This window comes from Streptomyces sp. NBC_01426, from assembly GCF_036231985.1.
In the GTDB taxonomy this organism is placed as follows: Bacteria; Actinomycetota; Actinomycetes; order Streptomycetales; family Streptomycetaceae; genus Streptomyces.
Genome location: NZ_CP109500.1, coordinates 4,350,256 through 4,371,616, shown reverse-complemented (window position 1 = coordinate 4,371,616; position 21,361 = coordinate 4,350,256). Strand labels below are relative to the sequence as shown.

Genomic DNA, 21,361 nt, shown 5'->3' with positions numbered 1-21,361 from the left:
CACCGCCCCCGCGACCGGGCCGCGCGCCTCACAGAGTTCACGCCTCCGTTTCCCATCGGTTCGGGAACTCCCGAACACAATGGCTATGCTCGCGTCATGGCCGCTCTGGGATGGCTCACCCCCCGTAGGCGCTCCGCAACCGCGCGGAGCGTGCTGGCAGGCGAGGCCTCTGCCGAGGCAGCGCGCAAGACCGCTCAGGCCGAGGCGCCACCTTTCACCGAGGCTCCGGATTCGACGCCGGACGCGCCGGACGCCGCCCGCTCGATCGCGGAAGCGGAAGCGGAAGCGGAAGCCGCCGAAGCATCGCAGGCGCCCGCCGAGCCCGAGTTCCCGGTTCCCGGCGACGACCTCGCCGCCGCCTTCTTCGACCTCGACAACACCGTCATGCAGGGCGCCGCGATCTTCCACTTCGGTCGCGGCCTCTACAAGCGCGAGTTCTTCCAGCGCCGCGAACTCGCCCGCTTCGCCTGGCAGCAGGCCTGGTTCCGGCTCGCGGGCGTCGAGGACCCCGAGCACATGCAGGACGCCCGCGACAGCGCCCTGTCCATCGTCAAGGGCCACCGGGTCTCCGAGCTGATGTCCATCGGCGAGGAGATCTACGACGAGTACATGGCCGAGCGGATCTGGCCGGGCACCCGCGCCCTCGCCCAGGCCCACCTCGACGCCGGCCAGAAGGTCTGGCTCGTCACCGCGGCCCCCGTCGAGACCGCCACGATCATCGCCCGCCGACTCGGCCTGACCGGAGCCCTGGGCACCGTCGCCGAGTCCGTGGACGGCGTCTACACCGGCCGGCTGGTCGGCGAACCGCTGCACGGCCCCGCCAAGGCCGAGGCCGTGCGCGCCTTGGCCGGCGCCGAGGGCCTGGACCTCGACCGCTGCGCCGCGTACAGCGATTCGCACAACGACATCCCGATGCTGTCACTCGTCGGACACCCGTACGCGATCAATCCCGACACAAAACTGCGCAAGCATGCCCGAGCCCACGACTGGCGACTGCGCGACTATCGGACCGGCCGCAAGGCCGTGAAGGTCGGCGTCCCGGCGGCTGCCGGCGTCGGCGCGATCGCGGGCGGCACCGCCGCCGCCATCGCCCTGCACCGCCGCCGCAGGTAGCCGCTCCGCCCCGACCCCCTCATCCCGCCTGCGAAAAGCCGCCCGGCCCGTGCCCGGCGGCTTTTCGCCGCCCCCGGGCGGACCGCCCGGCGGCCATTCCCGCAGCCTTACCCCCGCGTCCGGCGAGGCACTCCCCCCGGGCCCGACTCGGTCGCGAGCCTCTGTGGAAGCTTCCATTCCGCGCACCCAACCGATCAAGAATCGATCACCATCTGCGACCGAATATGCCCTCGACACGCAACAGAAGTGTCGTAACCGGTGATTTGAGCAACTGGGTGTAGCGCTGCCTGTACGAAGCGTTATTCTCCTCAAACGCATGCCACCGCCCATCTGTCGCCACGACGGGTGAACGGTCCCGCACTGCACGTGATGGAAGCTCTGCCTCTGGGAGTCCCGTGTACCCACCTGTCGGGGTTGACGCCTCGGGCCTGGCTACGCTGCGCGCAACGGTCCTCGACCACCTGCGTGGCTTCGTCCCCACCGCGTACGCCGTCCCCGCCTTCGCCGCGATCCCTGCCGGCCTCGGCCCGGCCGGTCCCTGCTATGCCCTGACCGACGGCGGAGCGACGGTGGGCAGACGCGGCCGCTCGGGCGGAAGCTCAAGCGGCACCGCCGCCGGCGCGCCCGCCGCCCGCCGCCCCACGGCGGACAGCGACCAGGCCCGCATGATGGACCTGGTCGAACGCGCCCAGGCCGGTGAGGCCGAGGCCTTCGGCCGGCTCTACGACCAGTACAGCGACACGGTGTATCGCTACATCTACTACCGCGTCGGCGGCAAGGCGACCGCGGAGGATCTCACCAGCGAGACCTTCCTGCGCGCGCTGCGCCGCATCTCCACCTTCACCTGGCAGGGCCGAGACTTCGGGGCCTGGCTCGTGACGATCGCGCGCAACCTGGTCGCCGACCACTTCAAGTCCAGCCGCTTCAGGCTGGAGGTCACCACCGGCGAGATGCTCGACGCCAACGAGGTGGAGCGCAGCCCCGAGGACTCCGTCCTCGAATCCCTCTCCAACGCGGCCCTCCTGGAGGCCGTACGGAAACTCAACCCGCAGCAGCAGGAATGCGTGACCCTGCGCTTCCTCCAAGGCCTGTCCGTCGCCGAGACGGCCAGAGTCATGGGGAAGAACGAGGGCGCCATCAAGACGCTCCAGTACCGGGCGGTCCGCACGCTGGCCCGCCTGCTCCCGGACGACGCCCGCTGACCGCGGCCCTACTCACACTCTGTAACCCTGCCGATGACTTTGATGACGCTGTGGTCCGATCATCCTTCGTCCGTAACCCAAGTGCCGCGCCGCTCGTTGTGCGGACTGCAGGCTCCCTGTGGACATGCCCTGCCCGAAGCCGCTCACTCGAAAGTGTGGATGTGCTCAAGGAAGGCAACCTTCCGGACACCTTGGGGAGTCGATCGTCATGACGAGAGGAGGTGCCGCCAGTGATCGCGAACGTGACTCCGCACCGGCGGGCGAACGCCTTCGCCCAGGCCCTGGAGGATCGGACCCCATCCGACCTTTCGGAACCGGACCCGGCGGCCGAGCAGTCCGAGGCACCTGCCGAACCTGCCGACCACGACCGGTTGTTGGCCCTGGCGAGCGTGCTCGGCGAAATGCCGCGCCCAGCGCTGGACCCCGAGGTCAAAGTGGTGCAACGAGCCCAGCTCGTCGCAGCCATGGAGGCCATGGTGATGGAGGAGAGAGCCGGAGGCGCCGCCGCCGACCCTCTGGTGCCCGAACAGCGGACCGGCCGCGGCGCCCACCGGGCGACCTCGCTCCGGAAATTGCGGCCCCGCTCCCGCTGGTCCAAGGGCATCGCAGCAGGTGGCCTCACCGTGGGTGTGGCCGCAGGGGCCTTCAGCGGCGTGGCCGCTGCCAGCACGGACGCCCTACCGGGTGACTCCCTCTACCCCGTCAAACGGGGCATGGAGGATCTGAAGCTGGGGATGGCCGACGAGGATTCGGACCGGGGCGAGCTGTACCTGGACCAGGCCTCGAACCGGCTGTCGGAGGCCCGCAGGCTGATGGAGCGGGGCCGGACGGGCGTATTGGACCACGAGTCCCTGGGCGAGATCCGCCGAGCGCTGGCGGGAATGAAACACGATGCGGCGGAGGGCCACCGGCTTCTCCAGGCGGCGTACGAACGGGACGGTTCACTCGGACCGATCCAGACGCTCTCGTCGTTCTCCCGCTCCCACCGCGACGCATGGGGCCGGCTCCGGGAGAAGCTCCCGGCGCAGCTCACCGACGTGGGCGGAGAAGTGGAGTCGGTCTTCCAGGCCATAGACGAGGACGTGGCGCCGCTCCAGGGACTGCTGCCGAAGCCACCGGCGCAGACCCGCGGCTCCACCCCGGGCACCTCGGCCAAGCCGAGCACGCCCGCGGGCAAACAGAAGTCCGCACCCCCGTCGGGTGCCCCGGCGGCGTCCCCCCCGAGCACGCCGGCACCGGGTACCAGCAAGCCCCCGCCCCCCGGCGGCGGACTCCTCGGCGGTACGGGCGATCTGCTCCACCCGCCGTCGCAGGACCAGTCCACCCCGCCCCCGTCCACCACTCCGGAGCTCCCGCAGCCGGACATCACCCTCCCGCCTCTCCTCCCCGGCCTGCTGCCGGGGCTGGGCATCCAGGCGGAGGACACCGAGTGAAAAGCCGGAGGGGGACTGCTCGACAGTCCCCCTCCGGCTCACACGGACCCGCTCCGGCTCACATGGACCCGCTCAGAAGAAGACGGACCTCCGCTGCACGAGCAGCCGGTACAGCGTGTGCTGGATCTGCTCCCGCACCTGGTCCGTCAGGTTGAACATCAACATGGGATCCTCGGCGGCCTCCGCCGAATACCCGTCCGTCGGGATCGGCTCCCCGAACTGGATCGTCCACTTCGTCGGCAACGGCAGCGCGCCGAGCGGCCCCAACAGCGGGAACGTCGGCGTGATCGGGAAGTAGGGGACCCCCAGCAGCCGCGCCAACGTCTTCGCGTTGCCGACCATCGGGTAGATCTCCTCCGCCCCCACGATCGAGCAGGGCACGATCGGCGTTCCCGCGCGCAGCGCCGTCGACACGAACCCGCCCCGACCGAACCGCTGGAGCTTGTACCGGTCCCCGAAGGGCTTGCCCAGCCCCTTGAAGCCCTCCGGCATCACCCCGACCAGTTCCCCGGCCTCCAACAGCCGTTGCGCGTCCTCCGCGCAGGCCAGCGTGTGACCGGCCTTCCGGGCGAGTTCGTTCACCACCGGCAGCATGAACACCAGATCCGCCGCCAGCAGGCGCAGGTGCCGCTCCGCAGGGTGGTGGTCGTGCACCGCGACCTGGAGCATCAGACCGTCCAGCGGCAACGTCCCGGAGTGGTTCGCCACGATCAGCGCGCCGCCCTCCTTCGGGATGTTCTCGACGCCCTTGACCTCGACCCTGAAGTACTTGTCGAACAGCGGCCGCATCAAGGACATCAGGACCTGGTCCGTCAGCTCCTTGTCGTAGCCGAAGTCGTCGACCTCGTAGTCCCCGGTGATCCGCCGGCGCAGGAACGCCAGCCCGCCGGCGATCCTCCGGTCCCATCCGGCGCCGCCCGTCGCCGGCTCGGCCGGGACCGGCTCCACCACGGGATCGGGCTCGACCGGTGGCGCGACCCGCACCCGCCGCGGCGGCCGCCGACGCGGCCGGTCCTCGTCGAACGGGATGACTTTCGCGTCCGCCACTATCTCTTCGCTCCCTCGGCCACCGGCTCCACACTCGACAGGTCCGCCTTCAGCATGCCCGCCACCCGGTCCACCGTGCGACCGACCCGCTCCGGCGGCAACAGCCCGCTCCCCCGGCTCCGCGCGAAGTCCGCGAACGTCTCCGCCGTCGTGTAGAGGGGCGCGAACCCGAGAGTGTCCCGCATCTGCGTGGTCTCCACGACCCGCCCGTGCGTCAGGAGCCTTATCTGTTCGGGCGAGAAGTCCGTCACGCCGACCGCCCGCAGCGCCGACCCCACCCACGTCACCGCGGGCAGCAGCAGCGGCACCGTGGGCCGCCCCAGCCGCCGCGCGCACTGCGACAGCAACAACACCCCGTCGCCCGCGATGTTGAAGGTCCCGCTGTTGAGCGTCCCGCGCCGGGGCTCCCCCGCCGCCAGCCGCAACACGTCCACCACGTCGTCCTCGTGGACGAACTGCAACCTCGGGTCGTAACCCAACACGGTCGGCATCACCGGGATCGAGAAGTACTCGGCGAGCGCGGAATCCGCGTACGGGCCCAGGATGTTCGCGAACCGCAGCACGCACACGGCCACGTCCGGTCGTCTTCGCGCGAAGCCCCGCACGTACCCCTCGACCTCGGCGGCGTCCTTCGCGAAGCCGGCCGGAGGCAGTGACTTCGGCTGCGTGGTCTCGGTGAAGACCGCCGGATCCCGCGAGGTGCCCCCGTACACGCTGGTACTGGACTTCACCACGAGCCGTCGCACCGTCGGTGACTTCTGGCAGGCCCCGAGGAGCTGCATCGTCCCGATGACGTTCGTTTCCTTGACGGCGCTGCGCGCACCGCCCGACCCCGCACTGCCCCCGGTGACGGCCAGGTGGACCACCGTGTCGACGGAATGCTCCGCGAGCACCCGGACGATGGCCGACTGTCTGATGTCCGTCCGCACGAACTCGGCCGAACCGAGCCGGTGCGGCGGACTCACGGCATCCACCGCGATCACCCGCTCGACGTCCGGTTCGTGCTGGATCCGCCGCACGAAGCGGCCTCCCAGCTGCCGGGCAGCCCCGGTGACGAGCACGACCTTCCCCACGAGCTCAGCGCCTCCCTCGAAGAAGTACCCCGGCTGCACCGCAGCCCCTCCACCAGGATGGTGGAGGGGCTGCGGAGAACACGTACAGCTGCCGTTTACTTCTTGTTACGGCGCTGGACGCGGGTGCGCTTGAGCAGCTTGCGGTGCTTCTTCTTAGCCATCCGCTTACGCCGCTTCTTGATAACAGAGCCCACGACTACCCTCGCTCACTTCTCGGAACATCCCCGCGTTGACGGAGAACGGTGCGGGGCGTCTGGGCCCACACGACCTACGTCGGCCTAGCCTACCCGCCCAAACTCTGAGCTTGTAATCCGAGGGCGATCGCCGGTCATTCTCAGGCCGACTCCACCCCCACATAGGACTCTCGGAGGTACTCGTGAACCGCGTTCTCGGGGACCCGGAAGGACCGGCCCACCCGGATAGCGGGCAGATGACCGTTGTGCACCAGGCGGTACACGGTCATCTTTGACACTCGCATCACCGAGGCGACCTCCGCCACGGTCAGGAACTGAACCTCACTGAGAGGCCTCTCGCCAGCAGCCATGACACACCTTGACCTTCCGCGCATGACGGGCACCGGCTTCCCCTCCGGTTACGCCCCGTCGTCGCACGCTCACTCCCCAGAGTAGGGGCGTGTGATACGAGTGGGGAAGAGGAGCTACAGCCACTCCTGGCGCATAGGCAGCCCCGCACGCCCGAGCACGTAGCGCGTGAGCGGGCGGTAGTAGTCCGAGCGCACGCCGTCATCAAGTGGAACGGTCACCGAGACCCGCCCCTCGGCCTCGCCGACGAACAGCGCGGGATCGTCCGTGTCGGCCAGCCCGATCGTGTCCACACCCAGCTGACCTGCACCGCAGACCCATCCGTGGTCCCCGACCACCAGTTCCGGCAGTGGCTCTCCGGCCTCCGCGAGCGCCCCCAGCGCGACCCGAACCGGCAGCGGTGAATGGGTGTGCGCGCCGGTCGCACTCCCCGCCGGACGCGCGCCGGGTTCCCGCACCAATGCGACTCCCCGTACGTAATCGATGCTGTGCGGGCGTACGCCGAACCGGGTCGCGATGTCGATGCACACCCCCCGCGCCGGGGTGAGGACAACACATCCCACCGCCGACAGGGCCTCGGCCAAACTGGCGTAGAACCCCAGGAGGCGGTGGGGATGCCCGGTCGCGAACAGCACGGGCGACCGCGCCGCCGCCGCCTCGCCCAACCGCCCCGCGAAGGCCTCCAGCGCGGCCACCGTCCGCTCCGGGTCGATCACGTCCGGCCCGCTGACGTGCGCGGGATCCGCAGAGACACCGCACTTGTCCGCCATCAGCCTCAGCAGATCACTCTCGCCCCAACCCCGTTCGGGGTCCAGTCCCAGCAGCAGCCGCGGATCCCGCGCCGCGAACAGCCGGTAACTGCGCAGGCTTTCCTCCCGCGACGTGGCGACGGGCCCGGCCAACCGGGCGGCCAGCAGATGCGCACGCAACGCTCCGGTGCTCAACACCCTGCCGATGCTGCCGCACCGAACCTGGCGGAGACTCAATTCCGGCGAACAGCCCCACAGTTGGCGTAACGATGCATCTGCCGGCCCGCCCGCTACGTCAGCATGCCCCGCAGCGGGAAGACCGCCTTGCGCATCGCCAGCACGGCCTGATCGATCCGGTCGGCCGGATCGTAGCCCTCTTCCCAGTCCCGCCAGGAGACCGTCCGCCCGTCCGTCATCCGCCGCGGCGCGGGCTCCCGGGTCCGCGCGTACACCTCGTCGCGCCACGCGTCCGGCACCGCCGCCTCGGGATCCACCGGGCGGTGCGCCGCGATCCCCACCAGGTGCGTCCAGGACCTCGGCACGACGTCCACCACGGCGTACCCGCCGCCGCCCAACGCCAGCCACCGGCCGTCCGCGTGCTCGTGCGCCAACGCGTGACAGGCCTCCTGGACGGCGCGCTGCGCGTCCAACGACACCGCGAGGTGGGCCAGCGGGTCCTCGAAGTGCGTGTCCGCCCCGTGCTGGCTCACCAGCACCTGCGGCCGGAAGTCCGCCAGCAGCTCCGGCACGCTCGCGTGGAAGGCCCGCAACCAGCCCTCGTCCCCGGTCCCGGCCGGCAGCGCCACGTTGACCGCCGACCCCTCGGCGTCCGGCCCGCCCGTCTCCTCCGGCCATCCGGTCTGCGGGAACAGGGTCCGCGGATGCTCGTGGAGCGAGATCGTCAGCACGCGCGGGTCGTCCCAGAACGCCGTCTGCACCCCGTCACCGTGATGCACGTCCACGTCCACGTACGCGACCCGCTCGGCCCCGAGCTCCAGCAACCGCGCCACGGCGAGCGCCGCGTCGTTGTACACGCAGAAACCGGCCGCCCCGCCGGGCATGGCGTGGTGCAGCCCGCCCGCGAAGTTCACCGCGTGCCCGGCCTCCCCGCGCCAGATCGCCTCCGCCGCCGCCACGGACTGCCCGGCGATCAGCGCGGACGCCTCGTGCATCCCGTGGAACGCCGGGTCGTCGACGGTCCCGAGCCCGTACGAGCCGTCGGCCACGCCCGGGTCGGCGGACACCTCGCGCACCGCGGCGACGTAGTCCTCGCGGTGCACGAGCCGCAACGTCGAATCACCGGCCGCGCGCGCCGCCCGTACCTCCATCTCCCGGTCCAGCCCGAAGGCACGCACCAGGCCCATGGTCAGCGCCAGGCGCACCGGGTCCATCGGATGGCTCGGTCCGAAGTCATACCTCGTTACCGCCTCGTCCCACATCAACAACCCGCGGCCGCTCATGCCCGACACCGTATCGGGCACCGTCCGAGCCGAACGAGCGGGCATGGAACAACGTCACCAACACCAACACCATCGGCACCAACATCGCGCCCCGGTAGCTCCAGGCGTCCCCGATGCCGCCCACGAGCGGCGCCCCGACGAGGAACCCCACGTAGTTGAAGATGTTCAGCCGGGCAATGGCCGTGTCCGCCGACGCCCCGGGGAACAGCCGGCCCGCCGCCGCGAAGGTCTGCGGGACGATCACGCACAGCCCGATGCCCAGCAACGTGAACCCGAGCATCCCCGTCCACGCGCCCGGGGCGACCGCCACCACCCCGAAACCGAGCGCCGCGACCAGCGTCCCGCCGCGCACCACGGCCACGGCGCCGAAGCGTCGTACGCCCAGGTCACCGACGGACCGGCCGATCAGGGTGGTCACCATGTACACGTTGTAGGGGACCGTGGCGAGCTGCTCGGAACTGCCCAGCACGTCCTGGAGGTACTTGGCGCTCCAGTTCGACACCGTGGAGTCCCCGATGTACGCGCACGCCATCACCAGGCACAGGGGCAGCAGCAGTTTGAACCCGCCGACCCCCAGTCCCTTCTCGACCGCCGCCCCACCCTTCTCGGTCACGGCCCGGGCCCGGTCGGCCTCCGGCCGGTCCACGTAGTACCGGCTCCCGAGCACCGCGAGCGGCAACAGCACCGCCACGGCCGGCAGGTAGCTGCTGAACAGCCCCAGGTGCCAGTGCGCCCCCGCCCAGGCGGCCGAGGCGCCGACGATCCCGCCCAGGCTGTACGAGGCGTGGAAGCCCAGCATGATGCTGCGCCCGTAGGCCCGCTGGAGGCTGACTCCGAGCATGTTCATGGAGGCGTCGAGCGCCCCGACGGAGAACCCGAACGCCCCCAGGGCCACGGCCACGTGCCACATCTGGTCGCCGGCCCCGACGCCGAGCAGCGCCAACAGCACCAGTGGCTGGGCCCATCGCAGCACCACGCTCGGCGCGACGCGCTTCACCAGGTGCTCGGTGGCGACGCTGGCGACGCCGGCGAGGATCGGCACGGCGGCGAGGAAGGCGGGCAACAGCCCGTCGGATATCCCGTACTGGTCCTGGATCGCGGGGATGCGCGTCACGAGGAGGGCGAAGGTCACACCCTGCACGAAGAAGCTGAACCCCAGGGACCCGCGCCCGCGGCGCAGCCGCACGTCTTCTGTCATGGCGGCACAGCGTAGGGGCGCGGACTACCCGTGGGTAGAGAGATCACATACCGATTCGGAACAGTGATCGAACGAGGACCGGGCGGGTCGGCCCCCGTCGCCGGGGACGGTCAGTAGGCGTCCAGTCCGAGGAGCCGGGTCAGCTCCTTCATGTCGCCGAAGCAGCTGGTCGCACCGGTGAGCCGATCGGCCGGCATCATCCCGGTGAACCCGAATACGTCCATGCCGGCGGCCACCGCGGCCTGCACCCCGAGCGGGCTGTCCTCGACGACCACGCAGCGCGCGGGTGCGAAGCCCATCTGGTCGGCCGCGTGCAGGAAGAGATCGGGGTCGGGCTTTCCCCTGCCCACGTCCTGCGAGCTGAAGATCCACTCCTCTTCGAACCACCCGTCGATCCCGGCCGCCTGGTGGCCGGCCCGGATCTTCTCGTGGCTCCCGGAGGACGCCAGGCAGTACGCGACTCCGTGCGCGGTCAGCGCGCCGAGCACGTCCTCGATTCCCTCGACGGGACGCAGCTCGCGTTCGAAGGCGGCGGTGGTCCGCGCGTGGAGCGTCTCCTCGAAGTCCTCGGGCAGCCGCTGATCGGTCCGCTCCTGCACGAGATCGTGCACCCGGTGCACGGCGGCCCCCATGTAGTCGCGCAGCGACTCGTCATAGGAGGTGGGGTGCCCCAGTTCGGTCAGGTACCCGGCGAGGATGCGGTTGGAGATCGGCTCACTGTCCACCAGCACGCCGTCGTTGTCGAAGATCACGAGGTCATAGCCCATACGTTCACACTACGAGCCGCCGGCACGGTTCTCTTCCGAGCCCATGCCGGGCATCCGGGTGTCGACTGCGGCCGGCGCTGCGGGCCTCGGGAACGGCGCTGCGGGCCTTGGGAACGAAAATGGGTCTGGAACGCAGAAAAGCCCCGCACCCTGAAGGGTGCGGGGCTTTCCCACAATGATTGTTCGGCGGCGTCCTACTCTCCCACAGGGTCCCCCCTGCAGTACCATCGGCGCTGAAAGGCTTAGCTTCCGGGTTCGGAATGTAAACCGGGCGTTTCCCTAACGCTATGACCACCGAAACACTATGAAGTTAACCAACCGGATATGAACACAGTTCGTTACTTCAGAACTAACACAGTGGACGCGAGCAACTGAGGACAAGCCCTCGGCCTATTAGTACCAGTCAGCTCCACCCGTTACCGGGCTTCCACATCTGGCCTATCAACCCAGTCGTCTACTGGGAGCCTTACCCTCTCAAGGAGGTGGGAATACTCATCTTGAAGCAGGCTTCCCGCTTAGATGCTTTCAGCGGTTATCCCTCCCGAACGTAGCCAACCAGCCATGCCCTTGGCAGGACAACTGGCACACCAGAGGTTCGTCCGTCCCGGTCCTCTCGTACTAGGGACAGCCCTTCTCAATATTCCTACGCGCACAGCGGATAGGGACCGAACTGTCTCACGACGTTCTAAACCCAGCTCGCGTACCGCTTTAATGGGCGAACAGCCCAACCCTTGGGACCGACTCCAGCCCCAGGATGCGACGAGCCGACATCGAGGTGCCAAACCATCCCGTCGATATGGACTCTTGGGGAAGATCAGCCTGTTATCCCCGGGGTACCTTTTATCCGTTGAGCGACGGCGCTTCCACAAGCCACCGCCGGATCACTAGTCCCGACTTTCGTCCCTGCTCGACCCGTCGGTCTCACAGTCAAGCTCCCTTGTGCACTTACACTCAACACCTGATTGCCAACCAGGCTGAGGGAACCTTTGGGCGCCTCCGTTACTCTTTGGGAGGCAACCGCCCCAGTTAAACTACCCATCAGACACTGTCCCTGATCCGGATCACGGACCGAGGTTAGACATCCAGCACGACCAGAGTGGTATTTCAACGGCGACTCCACAACCACTGGCGTGGCTGCTTCAAAGTCTCCCACCTATCCTACACAAGCCGAACCGAACACCAATATCAAACTATAGTAAAGGTCCCGGGGTCTTTCCGTCCTGCTGCGCGAAACGAGCATCTTTACTCGTAGTGCAATTTCACCGGGCCTATGGTTGAGACAGTCGAGAAGTCGTTACGCCATTCGTGCAGGTCGGAACTTACCCGACAAGGAATTTCGCTACCTTAGGATGGTTATAGTTACCACCGCCGTTTACTGGCGCTTAAGTTCTCAGCTTCGCACGCCCGAAAGCGCACTAACCGGTCCCCTTAACGTTCCAGCACCGGGCAGGCGTCAGTCCGTATACATCGCCTTACGGCTTCGCACGGACCTGTGTTTTTAGTAAACAGTCGCTTCTCGCTGGTCTCTGCGGCCACCCCCAGCTCAAGCAGCAAGTGCTATCACCGGTGATGGCCCCCCTTCTCCCGAAGTTACGGGGGCATTTTGCCGAGTTCCTTAACCATAGTTCACCCGAACGCCTCGGTATTCTCTACCTGACCACCTGAGTCGGTTTAGGGTACGGGCCGCCATGAAACTCGCTAGAGGCTTTTCTCGACAGCATAGGATCATCCACTTCACCACAATCGGCTCGGCATCAGGTCTCAGCCTTAATGAGGGACGGATTTGCCTACCCCTCGGCCTACACCCTTACCCCGGGACTACCACCGCCCGGGTTGGACTACCTTCCTGCGTCACCCCATCGCTTACCTACTACCACCTTGGGCCGGCGGCTCCACCACTTTCCTTTCCCCGAAGGGTCCGGAACGGCTTCACGGCCTTAGCATTAGAGGATTCGATATTGGGCGTTTCAAAGCGGGTACCGGAATATCAACCGGTTGTCCATCGACTACGCCTGTCGGCCTCGCCTTAGGTCCCGACTTACCCTGGGCAGATCAGCTTGACCCAGGAACCCTTAGTCAATCGGCGCACACGTTTCTCACGTGTGTATCGCTACTCATGCCTGCATTCTCACTCGTGAACCGTCCACAACTAGCTTCCGCTGCTGCTTCACCCGGCACACGACGCTCCCCTACCCATCCCAGCCCCCGTTGGGGGTATGTGCTGGAATGACACGACTTCGGCGGTACGCTTGAGCCCCGCTACATTGTCGGCGCGGAATCACTTGACCAGTGAGCTATTACGCACTCTTTCAAGGGTGGCTGCTTCTAAGCCAACCTCCTGGTTGTCTCTGCGACTCCACATCCTTTCCCACTTAGCGTACGCTTGGGGGCCTTAGTCGATGCTCTGGGCTGTTTCCCTCTCGACCATGGAGCTTATCCCCCACAGTCTCACTGCCGTGCTCTCACTTACCGGCATTCGGAGTTTGGCTAAGGTCAGTAACCCGGTAGGGCCCATCGCCTATCCAGTGCTCTACCTCCGGCAAGAAACACACGACGCTGCACCTAAATGCATTTCGGGGAGAACCAGCTATCACGGAGTTTGATTGGCCTTTCACCCCTAACCACAGGTCATCCCCCAGGTTTTCAACCCTGGTGGGTTCGGTCCTCCACGAAGTCTTACCTCCGCTTCAACCTGCCCATGGCTAGATCACTCCGCTTCGGGTCTAGAGCGTGCAACTCAATCGCCCTATTCGGACTCGCTTTCGCTACGGCTTCCCCACACGGGTTAACCTCGCTACACACCGCTAACTCGCAGGCTCATTCTTCAAAAGGCACGCAGTCACGACTGTATGTGCAAGCACATACAGCGACGCTCCCACGGCTTGTAGGCACACGGTTTCAGGTACTATTTCACTCCGCTCCCGCGGTACTTTTCACCATTCCCTCACGGTACTATCCGCTATCGGTCACCAGGGAATATTTAGGCTTAGCGGGTGGTCCCGCCAGATTCACACGGGATTTCTCGGGCCCCGTGCTACTTGGGAGATTCTTAAGCAAGCCGCTGATGTTTCGTCTACGGGGGTCTTACCCTCTACGCCGGACCTTTCGCATGTCCTTCGACTACATCAACGGTTTCTGACTCGCCGACCGGCCGGCAGACCGATCAAAAGAATTCCCACAACCCCGCATGCGCAACCCCTGCCGGGTATCACACGCATACGGTTTGGCCTCATCCGGTTTCGCTCGCCACTACTCCCGGAATCACGGTTGTTTTCTCTTCCTGAGGGTACTGAGATGTTTCACTTCCCCTCGTTCCCTCCACACTGCCTATGTGTTCAGCAGTGGGTGACAGCCCATGACGACTGCCGGGTTTCCCCATTCGGACACCCCCGGATCAAAGCTCAGTTGGCAGCTCCCCGGGGCCTATCGCGGCCTCTCACGTCCTTCATCGGTTCCTGGTGCCAAGGCATCCACCGTGTGCCCTTAAAAACTTGGCCACAGATGCTCGCGTCCACTGTGTAGTTCTCAAGCAACGACCAGTCACCCATCACCCTGATCCATACAGATCAAGTTCACTGGGGCCGGCATCGCGAAGATACAACCTTACGGCCGTACCCTCAGATACCCAACAACGTGCCAGGCACGACCCTCCGCCACCATCACCGCTTTCCACGCCCGAGGGCAGTACTTGCAGGATGTATTGGAAGACCGTGCCAAATAATCAACGTTCCACCCATGAGCTGACCGTGCAGAACATTTGTCTGCAATCGGTACTGTGCTCCTTAGAAAGGAGGTGATCCAGCCGCACCTTCCGGTACGGCTACCTTGTTACGACTTCGTCCCAATCGCCAGTCCCACCTTCGACAGCTCCCTCCCTTACGGGTTGGGCCACCGGCTTCGGGTGTTACCGACTTTCGTGACGTGACGGGCGGTGTGTACAAGGCCCGGGAACGTATTCACCGCAGCAATGCTGATCTGCGATTACTAGCAACTCCGACTTCATGGGGTCGAGTTGCAGACCCCAATCCGAACTGAGACCGGCTTTTTGAGATTCGCTCCACCTCACGGTATCGCAGCTCATTGTACCGGCCATTGTAGCACGTGTGCAGCCCAAGACATAAGGGGCATGATGACTTGACGTCGTCCCCACCTTCCTCCGAGTTGACCCCGGCGGTCTCCTGTGAGTCCCCATCACCCCGAAGGGCATGCTGGCAACACAGGACAAGGGTTGCGCTCGTTGCGGGACTTAACCCAACATCTCACGACACGAGCTGACGACAGCCATGCACCACCTGTATACCGACCACAAGGGGGGCACTATCTCTAATGCTTTCCGGTATATGTCAAGCCTTGGTAAGGTTCTTCGCGTTGCGTCGAATTAAGCCACATGCTCCGCTGCTTGTGCGGGCCCCCGTCAATTCCTTTGAGTTTTAGCCTTGCGGCCGTACTCCCCAGGCGGGGAACTTAATGCGTTAGCTGCGGCACCGACGACGTGGAATGTCGCCAACACCTAGTTCCCAACGTTTACGGCGTGGACTACCAGGGTATCTAATCCTGTTCGCTCCCCACGCTTTCGCTCCTCAGCGTCAGTAATGGCCCAGAGATCCGCCTTCGCCACCGGTGTTCCTCCTGATATCTGCGCATTTCACCGCTACACCAGGAATTCCGATCTCCCCTACCACACTCTAGCTAGCCCGTATCGAATGCAGACCCGAGGTTAAGCCTCGGGCTTTCACATCCGACGTGACAAGCCGCCTACGAGCTCTTTACGCCCAATAATTCCGGACAACGCTTGCGCCCTACGTATTACCGCGGCTGCTGGCACGTAGTTAGCCGGCGCTTCTTCTGCAGGTACCGTCACTTTCGCTTCTTCCCTGCTGAAAGAGGTTTACAACCCGAAGGCCGTCATCCCTCACGCGGCGTCGCTGCATCAGGCTTTCGCCCATTGTGCAATATTCCCCACTGCTGCCTCCCGTAGGAGTCTGGGCCGTGTCTCAGTCCCAGTGTGGCCGGTCGCCCTCTCAGGCCGGCTACCCGTCGTCGCCTTGGTGGGCCATTACCCCACCAACAAGCTGATAGGCCGCGGGCTCATCCTTCACCGCCGGAGCTTTTAACCCCCACCCATGCAGGCAGGAATGTTATCCGGTATTAGACCCCGTTTCCAGGGCTTGTCCCAGAGTGAAGGGCAGATTGCCCACGTGTTACTCACCCGTTCGCCACTAATCCACCCCGAAGGGCTTCATCGTTCGACTTGCATGTGTTAAGCACGCCGCCAGCGTTCGTCCTGAGCCAGGATCAAACTCTCCATGAATGTTTACCCGTAATCGGGTGCACACGCACTTAGAGCGGGCCGATCATGTCGGAATAAGACCGATCGACCACTGCGTCCTCGCTGTGTAATCGCCTGCAAGCACCACCATCCCGAAGGATGGCGACCTCACAGGTCTTTTTCAAAGGAACCTCATCCACCGAAATGGACGGGGTATCAACTTTTGGCGTTGATTTTTGGCACGCTGTTGAGTTCTCAAGGAACGGACGCTTCCTTTGTACTCACCCTCTCGGGCTTTCCTCCGGGCGCTTCCTTCGTTCTTGCGTTTCCGACTCTATCAGAGCCAGTCTCGCTTGTTTTCCGCCTTCCAGGTTCTTCGCTTTCGCGTTTTCCCTTTCCGGCGAGTCCGACTCTATCAGAACCTTTCGGGCCTGACTCCCAGTCAGCGGGTTTCGCTGCTTGGGCTGTTGGGCCCTTGCGGCGAGTGAGACAGTAGCGGATTCCCTGTCCCCGAACCTAATCGGCGACTGCGTCCTGGAACGCGGATTCCTCATTCGCATATACGCATGAAAACGAGACGACAAAGTGCGTCGTTCGTTCGAATGTGTGTGATGCGGGATGGCTGTCCGGGGACCGACCGGGGTCGGCGCTCACTTCGGACAACTCGAAGAACCTTACGGACCGGGCCAAGGTGTGTCAACTCTGGGACAGGCGTCACCCGGAGGGTTAGCCTGGCTCCCATGACCACGCATGCGCACGCGCTCAACCTGTGCTGGTGGGCCGCCTGACGGCGGCCGACCCTCCACACGAGCACGCATGCGCTCACGGCCGCCGCCTCGGCGGCCGTTTCTGTTTCTCCCCTCCCGGGAGTGGCTCGGTCGCCCGACGCGGTGGCACCGACATGACAGCCACACAGCAGGGAGACGGACATGACGAGGATCTTCAGCGGGGTCAAGCCCACCGGGCATCTGACGCTGGGCAACTACCTGGGGGCCGTGCGGCAGTGGGTCGCCGCCGACCGGGAACCCGACGAGGCGTTGTTCTGCGTGGTCGACCTGCACGCGCTGACCGTGGAACACGATCCGGCGCGGGTCCGCCGGCTCAGCAGGCAGGCCGCGACGCTGCTGCTGGCCTCGGGACTGGAACCGGCGAGGTGCACGCTCTTCGTACAGAGCCACGTGGACGAGCACACCCGGCTGGCGTACCTGCTGGAGTGCACCGCGACCGACGGGGAACTGCGGCGGATGGTCCAGTACCGCGAGAAGGCGACGCGGGCGCGGGACGCCGGGGAAGGGGTGCGGCTGTCGTTGCTCACCTATCCCGTCCTGATGGCGGCCGACATCCTCGCGTACGGGACGGACCAGGTGCCGGTCGGTGAGGACCAGCGGCAGCACGTGGAACTGACGCGGGACCTCGCGGTGCGGTTCAACCAGCGGTACGGGCACACCTTCGCGGTGCCCGAGGCCACGCATCCCGTCGTGGCGGCGCGGGTCATGGACCTCCAGGATCCGACCTCCAAGATGGGGAAGTCCGGGGACGCCGGGCCCGGCGTGGTGTTCATGCTCGACGAACCGGCGGTGGTGACGAGGAAGGTGATGCGGGCCGTCACCGACAGCGGGGACGGCGGCGTGGTCCTGGACCGGGAGAACCGGCCCGGGGTCGCCAATCTGCTCGACATCCTCGCCGCCTGCACGGGCGGCGAGCCCGCGGCGCTGGCCGACGGGTACCAGGGCTACGGGGCGTTGAAGCGGGACGTCGCCGAGGCGGTGGTGGAGACGCTGCGGCCGGTGCGGGAGCGGCACGCCGAGCTGGCGGCCGACCCCGGTGGGGTGGAGAAGGTGCTGCGGGCCGGGGCCGAGCGGGCGCGCGGCCTGGCGCGGCCCGTGGTGGACCGGGCGTACCGGGCGATCGGGCTGTTGGAGCCCTGAAGGGCCCGCAGCGGTACGGGTCCCCGCGCGGGGACCCGTACCGCCGGGTCAGCTGTTGCCGGAGGCGAGCTCGCGGCTGCGGTCGCGGGCCGCTTCGAGGGCGGCGATCAGGGCCGCCCGTACGCCGTGCTTCTCCAGCTCGACGATGGCGTTGATGGTCGTGCCGGCCGGGGAGGTCACGGCCTCGCGGAGCTTGACCGGGTGCTCGCCGCTGTCGCGGAGCATCACGGCGGCGCCGATGGCGGCCTGGACGATGAGGTCGTGCGCCTGGGCGCGGGGCAGGCCGAGGAGGATGCCTGCGTCGGTCATCGCCTCGACGAGGAAGTAGAAGTAGGCGGGACCCGAGCCGGAGAGGGCGGTCGCGGCGTCCTGCTGCGACTCCGGAACGCGCAGGGTCTTGCCGACGCCGCCGAAGATCTCCTCGGTGTGCAGGAGGTGCGCGGCGGTGGCGTGGCTGCCGGCCGAGATGACGGACATGGCCTCGTCGACGAGGGCGGGCGTGTTCGTCATGACGCGGACGACCGGCGTGCCCGGGGCGAGCCGCTCCTCGAAGAAGGAGGTGGGGATGCCGGCGGCGCCGCTGATGATCAGGCGGTCGGTGGGGACGTGGGGGGCGAGTTCTTCGAGGAGCTTGCCCATGTCCTGCGGCTTGACCGTGAGGATCAGGGTGTCGGCGCGCTTGGCGGCCTCGGCGTTGGTGACGGCCTCGACCCCGTAACGGGTGCGCAGTTCCTCGGCACGCTCGGGGCGGCGGGCGGTGACGAGGAGCTTCGCGGCCGGCCATCCGCCGCGGATCATCCCGCTGAGCAGGGCCTCGCCGATCTTGCCGGTACCGAGGACTGCGACTGTCTGGGTCATGCCCGATTCACCTCGCCGAACGATGCGTGCGTGGAGGCGTGCCGCCTCCACCTCCTCATCCTTGCACCCGGGGGCGTGGGGGCGAGGGGGTGTCCGGAGTGCGGTCAGGGGGTGCGGCGGCGCAGGGTGGCGGCGCCGAGGGCGAGGACGAGCAGGGCGCAGCCGGCCACGACGACGGCGTCGCGGAGGAAGTCGGCGGTCATGTCGGTGTGGGTGAGGACCTGGGTCATGCCGTCCACGGCGTAGGACATGGGCAGCACGTCGGAGAGCCCTTCGAGGACCGGCTGCATGGTGTCGCGGGGTGCGAAGAGTCCGCAGAGCAGGAGCTGGGGGAAGATCACCGCCGGCATGAACTGCACGGCTTGGAACTCGGACGCGGCGAAGGCGGAGACGAAGAGGCCGAGCGCGGTGCCGAGGAGGGCGTCGAGGAGGGCGACGAGCAGGAGCAGCCACGGGGAGCCGACGACGTCGAGGCCGAGGACCCACAGGGCGAGGCCGGTGGCGAGGAGGGACTGGACGACGGCCACGGCGCCGAACGCGAGGGCGTAGCCGGCGATGAGGGCGCCCTTGCCCAGGGGCATCGCGAGGAGGCGTTCGAGGGTGCCGGAGGTGCGCTCGCGCAGGGTGGCGATGGACGTCACGAGGAACATGGTGATGAGGGGGAAGATCCCGAGGAGGGAGGCCCCGATGCTGTCGAAGGTGCGGGCGCTGCCGTCGAAGACGTAACGGAGCAGGGTCAGCATCAGGACGGGTACCAGCAGCATCAGTGCGATCGAGCGCGGGTCGTGGCGGAGCTGGCGCAGGACGCGCGCGGCGGTGGCGAGGGTGCGGGCCGTGTTCACGAGTGCTGCTCCTGGGTCTCCCGGGCGAGGGCGTCGGCGTCGTCGACGAGGCGGAGGAAGCCCTCCTCGACGGTGGTGGAGCCGGTGCGGTCCCGCAGGGCGTCGGGGGTGTCCTGGGCGAGGATGCGGCCCTCGCGCATGAGGAGGAGGTCGTGGCAGCGTTCGGCCTCGTCCATGACGTGTGAGGAGACGAGGATCGTGGCGCCGCGGTCGGTGGTGAGGTCGTGGAAGAGGTTCCACAGGTCGCGTCGCAGGACGGGGTCGAGGCCGACGGTCGGTTCGTCGAGGACCAGCAGTTCGGGGGTGCCGAGCAGGGCGACGGCGAGGGAGACGCGGCTGCGCTGGCCGCCGGAGAGGTTGCCGGCGAGGGCGCCCGCGCGTCCGGTGAGGTCCACGTCGGTGATGGCGCGGGTGACGGTGGCGGCGCGGCGGTCGGCGGCGGCGCGGCCGGGGTCGAGGACGGCGGCGAAGTAGTCGAGGTTCTGCCGGACGGTGAGGTCGTCGTAGACCGAGGGCGCCTGGGTGACGTAGCCGATGCGGGAGCGCAGTGCGGGGTGGCCGGCGGGGCGGCCGAGGACGTCGAGGGTGCCGGTGACGTGGGCCTGGGTGCCGACGACGGCGCGCATGAGGGTGGACTTGCCGCAGCCGGAGGGGCCGAGGAGACCGGTGATGCGGCCGCGGGGGACGTCGAAGGCGAGGGCGTCGAGGACGGTGCGGGGGTGGCGTCCGGCGCCGCGGCGGACGGTGAGGCCGCGGGCGTGGACGGCGGCCGGGGCTCCGTCCGGCGAGTTATTCATCATGTGATGAATAATGCTCCCGGCTGTGCCGGGGCGTCAACCGGGCGGACGGGTGCGGGGTCCGGGTCCCGGACCCCCGGTGGGTTACCGCTTGCGCTTGGGGCGGCGGGCGGCCGGGTTGCCGGTGCGCGAGCCGCGGCGGCGGGCGAACTCGGCCTTGGCGCGCTCGTACTCGGTGCGGCGCAGCTTCTCGCCGGGCGCCTCGACGAGGCAGCGCAGGAAGTACGCGATGAGGGAGCCGATGAAACCGATCGTCTTCAGGCCCTTGAGCGCGGCCTCGTCGGACGAGGGGCGGGGGCGGGTCCCGAAGGACTCCCAGGTCTTGGCGAAGGCGATGGCACTGGCGATCGCGAAGAGGACGACGACGGAGATGCTGAGGAACGGACCGACGTCGCCGATCTCCAGCCCCTCGTAGGCCATGCGCAGCAGGAACGCGGCGGCGAAGGCGGTGACGAGCGAACCGGCGGCCATGCCGACGCGGCGCAGGGCGTAGCCGCCGTCGTGCTCGACCCAGGTGGTGCCGAAGAACTTGATCGGCTCGGGCTCGGGGCCGGGCGCCGCGGGGGCGGCGGGCGGGGTGGGCCGGCTCTGGTCTCGCTGGTCGTTGTCGCTCACACCGGCGATTATCCCCCGGCGGGCCGGCCGGGCCGGGTGCGTCTCACGTGGCGGGCGGGGCGGTCCCCGGGCCGGCACCGCCCGGGCACGGGGCCCGGCCGGGCCGGAGTCGTCCGGCGCTCGCGCGCGGCCGTGTCGATCGCGGTGTCAGCCGCACTGCCCCGTGACGTAGCCGTCGACACCCGTCTTCACGTACGCGTCGGAGACGAACTCGCCGTTGCCCACGCAGTCCCAGATGTCCGACGTCCCGTACGGACCCGAGACGGTCGTGCCCTCGCACTGGCAGCGGATCTGGACGTACGCGCCCAGCGGGAGCACCCGCGAGACCGAGTAGTTGGTGCCGGGGCCGCTGCGGACGTTGACGCGGTAACCGGGCGCCACGGGAAAGGTCGGGAAACCCGACCCGGAGAGGCTCTGAACCTGGCTTGAATCGTTCTCAACAGACATGCGGAAAGTCCCCCTTTGAGT

17 protein-coding genes and 3 rRNA genes are annotated in these 21,361 nt (G+C 67.3%); 4 read left to right on the top strand and 16 right to left on the bottom strand.

The annotated features are described in order from the left end of the window. Window positions 1–96 precede the first annotated feature (96 nt). The 3 genes from OG906_RS19420 (at window position 97) to OG906_RS19410 (ending at window position 3,748) form a co-directional block, all read left to right on the top strand. Window positions 97–1,113 (top strand): HAD family hydrolase, encoded by a 1,017-nt coding sequence (locus OG906_RS19420; RefSeq protein ID WP_329444456.1) that lies wholly within the window; start codon window positions 97–99, stop codon window positions 1,111–1,113. 395 nt (window positions 1,114–1,508) lie between these two features. Next, window positions 1,509–2,315, top strand: a complete 807-nt coding sequence (locus OG906_RS19415; RefSeq protein WP_053682965.1) for an ECF subfamily RNA polymerase sigma factor, BldN family — start codon at window positions 1,509–1,511, stop codon at window positions 2,313–2,315. A gap of 230 nt (window positions 2,316–2,545) precedes the next feature. Then, window positions 2,546–3,748, top strand: coding sequence for a DUF5667 domain-containing protein (locus tag OG906_RS19410; protein WP_329444454.1), 1,203 nt, complete (start codon window positions 2,546–2,548; stop codon window positions 3,746–3,748). A gap of 72 nt (window positions 3,749–3,820) precedes the next feature. Here OG906_RS19410 and OG906_RS19405 read toward each other — a convergent pair whose 3' ends face one another. The 11 genes from OG906_RS19405 to OG906_RS19355 form a co-directional block, all read right to left on the bottom strand. Continuing rightward, window positions 3,821–4,795, bottom strand: a complete 975-nt coding sequence (locus OG906_RS19405; RefSeq protein ID WP_329444452.1) for a lysophospholipid acyltransferase family protein — start codon at window positions 4,793–4,795, stop codon at window positions 3,821–3,823. Next, a complete protein-coding gene (locus tag OG906_RS19400) occupies window positions 4,795–5,868 on the bottom strand; it encodes an NAD-dependent epimerase/dehydratase family protein (protein ID WP_329444450.1) in 1,074 nt (357 codons plus the stop codon). The genes OG906_RS19405 and OG906_RS19400 overlap by 1 nt, the downstream gene beginning before the upstream one ends. A 95-nt stretch (window positions 5,869–5,963) precedes the next feature. Continuing rightward, window positions 5,964–6,062 carry a 30S ribosomal protein bS22 gene (locus OG906_RS19395; RefSeq protein ID WP_003948845.1) on the bottom strand — a complete coding sequence of 33 codons (99 nt, stop codon included), beginning with the start codon at window positions 6,060–6,062 and terminating at the stop codon, window positions 5,964–5,966. Between the two features lie 140 nt (window positions 6,063–6,202). Then, window positions 6,203–6,412, bottom strand: coding sequence for a helix-turn-helix domain-containing protein (locus OG906_RS19390; RefSeq protein ID WP_008738568.1), 210 nt, complete (start codon window positions 6,410–6,412; stop codon window positions 6,203–6,205). A 114-nt stretch (window positions 6,413–6,526) separates the two neighbouring features. Continuing rightward, complete coding sequence (locus OG906_RS19385; protein WP_329444449.1) at window positions 6,527–7,357, bottom strand: phosphatase; 831 nt, start codon at window positions 7,355–7,357, stop codon at window positions 6,527–6,529. A gap of 92 nt (window positions 7,358–7,449) precedes the next feature. Continuing rightward, complete coding sequence (locus OG906_RS19380) at window positions 7,450–8,619, bottom strand: acetoin utilization protein AcuC (RefSeq protein ID WP_329444447.1); 1,170 nt, start codon at window positions 8,617–8,619, stop codon at window positions 7,450–7,452. Continuing rightward, entirely contained in the window at window positions 8,570–9,817 is a 1,248-nt protein-coding gene (locus OG906_RS19375; RefSeq protein ID WP_329444446.1) for an MFS transporter, read from the bottom strand. Before OG906_RS19375 ends, OG906_RS19380 begins: the two co-directional genes overlap by 50 nt. A gap of 110 nt (window positions 9,818–9,927) precedes the next feature. After that, window positions 9,928–10,584: an HAD family hydrolase gene (locus OG906_RS19370; RefSeq protein ID WP_329444444.1), complete on the bottom strand. Its 657-nt coding sequence runs from the start codon at window positions 10,582–10,584 to the stop codon at window positions 9,928–9,930. A 181-nt stretch (window positions 10,585–10,765) separates the two neighbouring features. Then, window positions 10,766–10,883: ribosomal RNA gene (gene rrf / locus OG906_RS19365) — 5S ribosomal RNA — on the bottom strand. A gap of 74 nt (window positions 10,884–10,957) precedes the next feature. Beyond that, a 23S ribosomal RNA gene (locus OG906_RS19360) occupies window positions 10,958–14,081 on the bottom strand. A gap of 289 nt (window positions 14,082–14,370) precedes the next feature. Further along, window positions 14,371–15,895: ribosomal RNA gene (locus tag OG906_RS19355) — 16S ribosomal RNA — on the bottom strand. The 16S, 23S and 5S rRNA genes sit together here, the layout of an rRNA operon. Window positions 15,896–16,782: 887 nt before the next feature. On the opposite strand from OG906_RS19355, the gene trpS reads away from it, so the two are divergent. After that, window positions 16,783–17,781 carry a tryptophan--tRNA ligase gene (gene trpS, locus OG906_RS19350; protein WP_329444442.1) on the top strand — a complete coding sequence of 333 codons (999 nt, stop codon included), beginning with the start codon at window positions 16,783–16,785 and terminating at the stop codon, window positions 17,779–17,781. A 48-nt stretch (window positions 17,782–17,829) separates the two neighbouring features. Here trpS and proC read toward each other — a convergent pair whose 3' ends face one another. From proC to OG906_RS19325, 5 genes are all read right to left on the bottom strand, one after another. Continuing rightward, window positions 17,830–18,639: a pyrroline-5-carboxylate reductase gene (proC, locus tag OG906_RS19345; RefSeq protein ID WP_053677118.1), complete on the bottom strand. Its 810-nt coding sequence runs from the start codon at window positions 18,637–18,639 to the stop codon at window positions 17,830–17,832. 104 nt (window positions 18,640–18,743) lie between these two features. Then, window positions 18,744–19,481, bottom strand: a complete 738-nt coding sequence (locus OG906_RS19340) for an ABC transporter permease (RefSeq protein ID WP_329444440.1) — start codon at window positions 19,479–19,481, stop codon at window positions 18,744–18,746. Continuing rightward, a complete protein-coding gene (locus tag OG906_RS19335; RefSeq protein ID WP_267801326.1) occupies window positions 19,478–20,281 on the bottom strand; it encodes an ABC transporter ATP-binding protein in 804 nt (267 codons plus the stop codon). The genes OG906_RS19340 and OG906_RS19335 overlap by 4 nt, the downstream gene beginning before the upstream one ends. An 81-nt stretch (window positions 20,282–20,362) precedes the next feature. Then, entirely contained in the window at window positions 20,363–20,893 is a 531-nt protein-coding gene (locus OG906_RS19330; protein ID WP_267801325.1) for a hypothetical protein, read from the bottom strand. A gap of 147 nt (window positions 20,894–21,040) precedes the next feature. Beyond that, complete coding sequence (locus tag OG906_RS19325; protein WP_267801324.1) at window positions 21,041–21,340, bottom strand: peptidase; 300 nt, start codon at window positions 21,338–21,340, stop codon at window positions 21,041–21,043. Window positions 21,341–21,361 lie beyond the last annotated feature (21 nt).

Bases quoted from the DNA above. Each gene is read 5' to 3' on its own strand.
- OG906_RS19420 (WP_329444456.1), top strand. From the start codon at position 97: ATGGCCGCTCTGGGATGGCTCACCCCCCGTAGGCGCTCCGCAACCGCG.
- OG906_RS19390 (WP_008738568.1), bottom strand. From the start codon at position 6,412: ATGGCTGCTGGCGAGAGGCCTCTCAGTGAGGTTCAGTTCCTGACCGTG.
- OG906_RS19380 (WP_329444447.1), bottom strand. From the start codon at position 8,619: ATGAGCGGCCGCGGGTTGTTGATGTGGGACGAGGCGGTAACGAGGTAT.
- OG906_RS19375 (WP_329444446.1), bottom strand. From the start codon at position 9,817: ATGACAGAAGACGTGCGGCTGCGCCGCGGGCGCGGGTCCCTGGGGTTC.
- OG906_RS19370 (WP_329444444.1), bottom strand. From the start codon at position 10,584: ATGGGCTATGACCTCGTGATCTTCGACAACGACGGCGTGCTGGTGGAC.
- trpS (WP_329444442.1), top strand. From the start codon at position 16,783: ATGACGAGGATCTTCAGCGGGGTCAAGCCCACCGGGCATCTGACGCTG.
- proC (WP_053677118.1), bottom strand. From the start codon at position 18,639: ATGACCCAGACAGTCGCAGTCCTCGGTACCGGCAAGATCGGCGAGGCC.
- OG906_RS19335 (WP_267801326.1), bottom strand. From the start codon at position 20,281: ATGATGAATAACTCGCCGGACGGAGCCCCGGCCGCCGTCCACGCCCGC.
- OG906_RS19325 (WP_267801324.1), bottom strand. From the start codon at position 21,340: ATGTCTGTTGAGAACGATTCAAGCCAGGTTCAGAGCCTCTCCGGGTCG.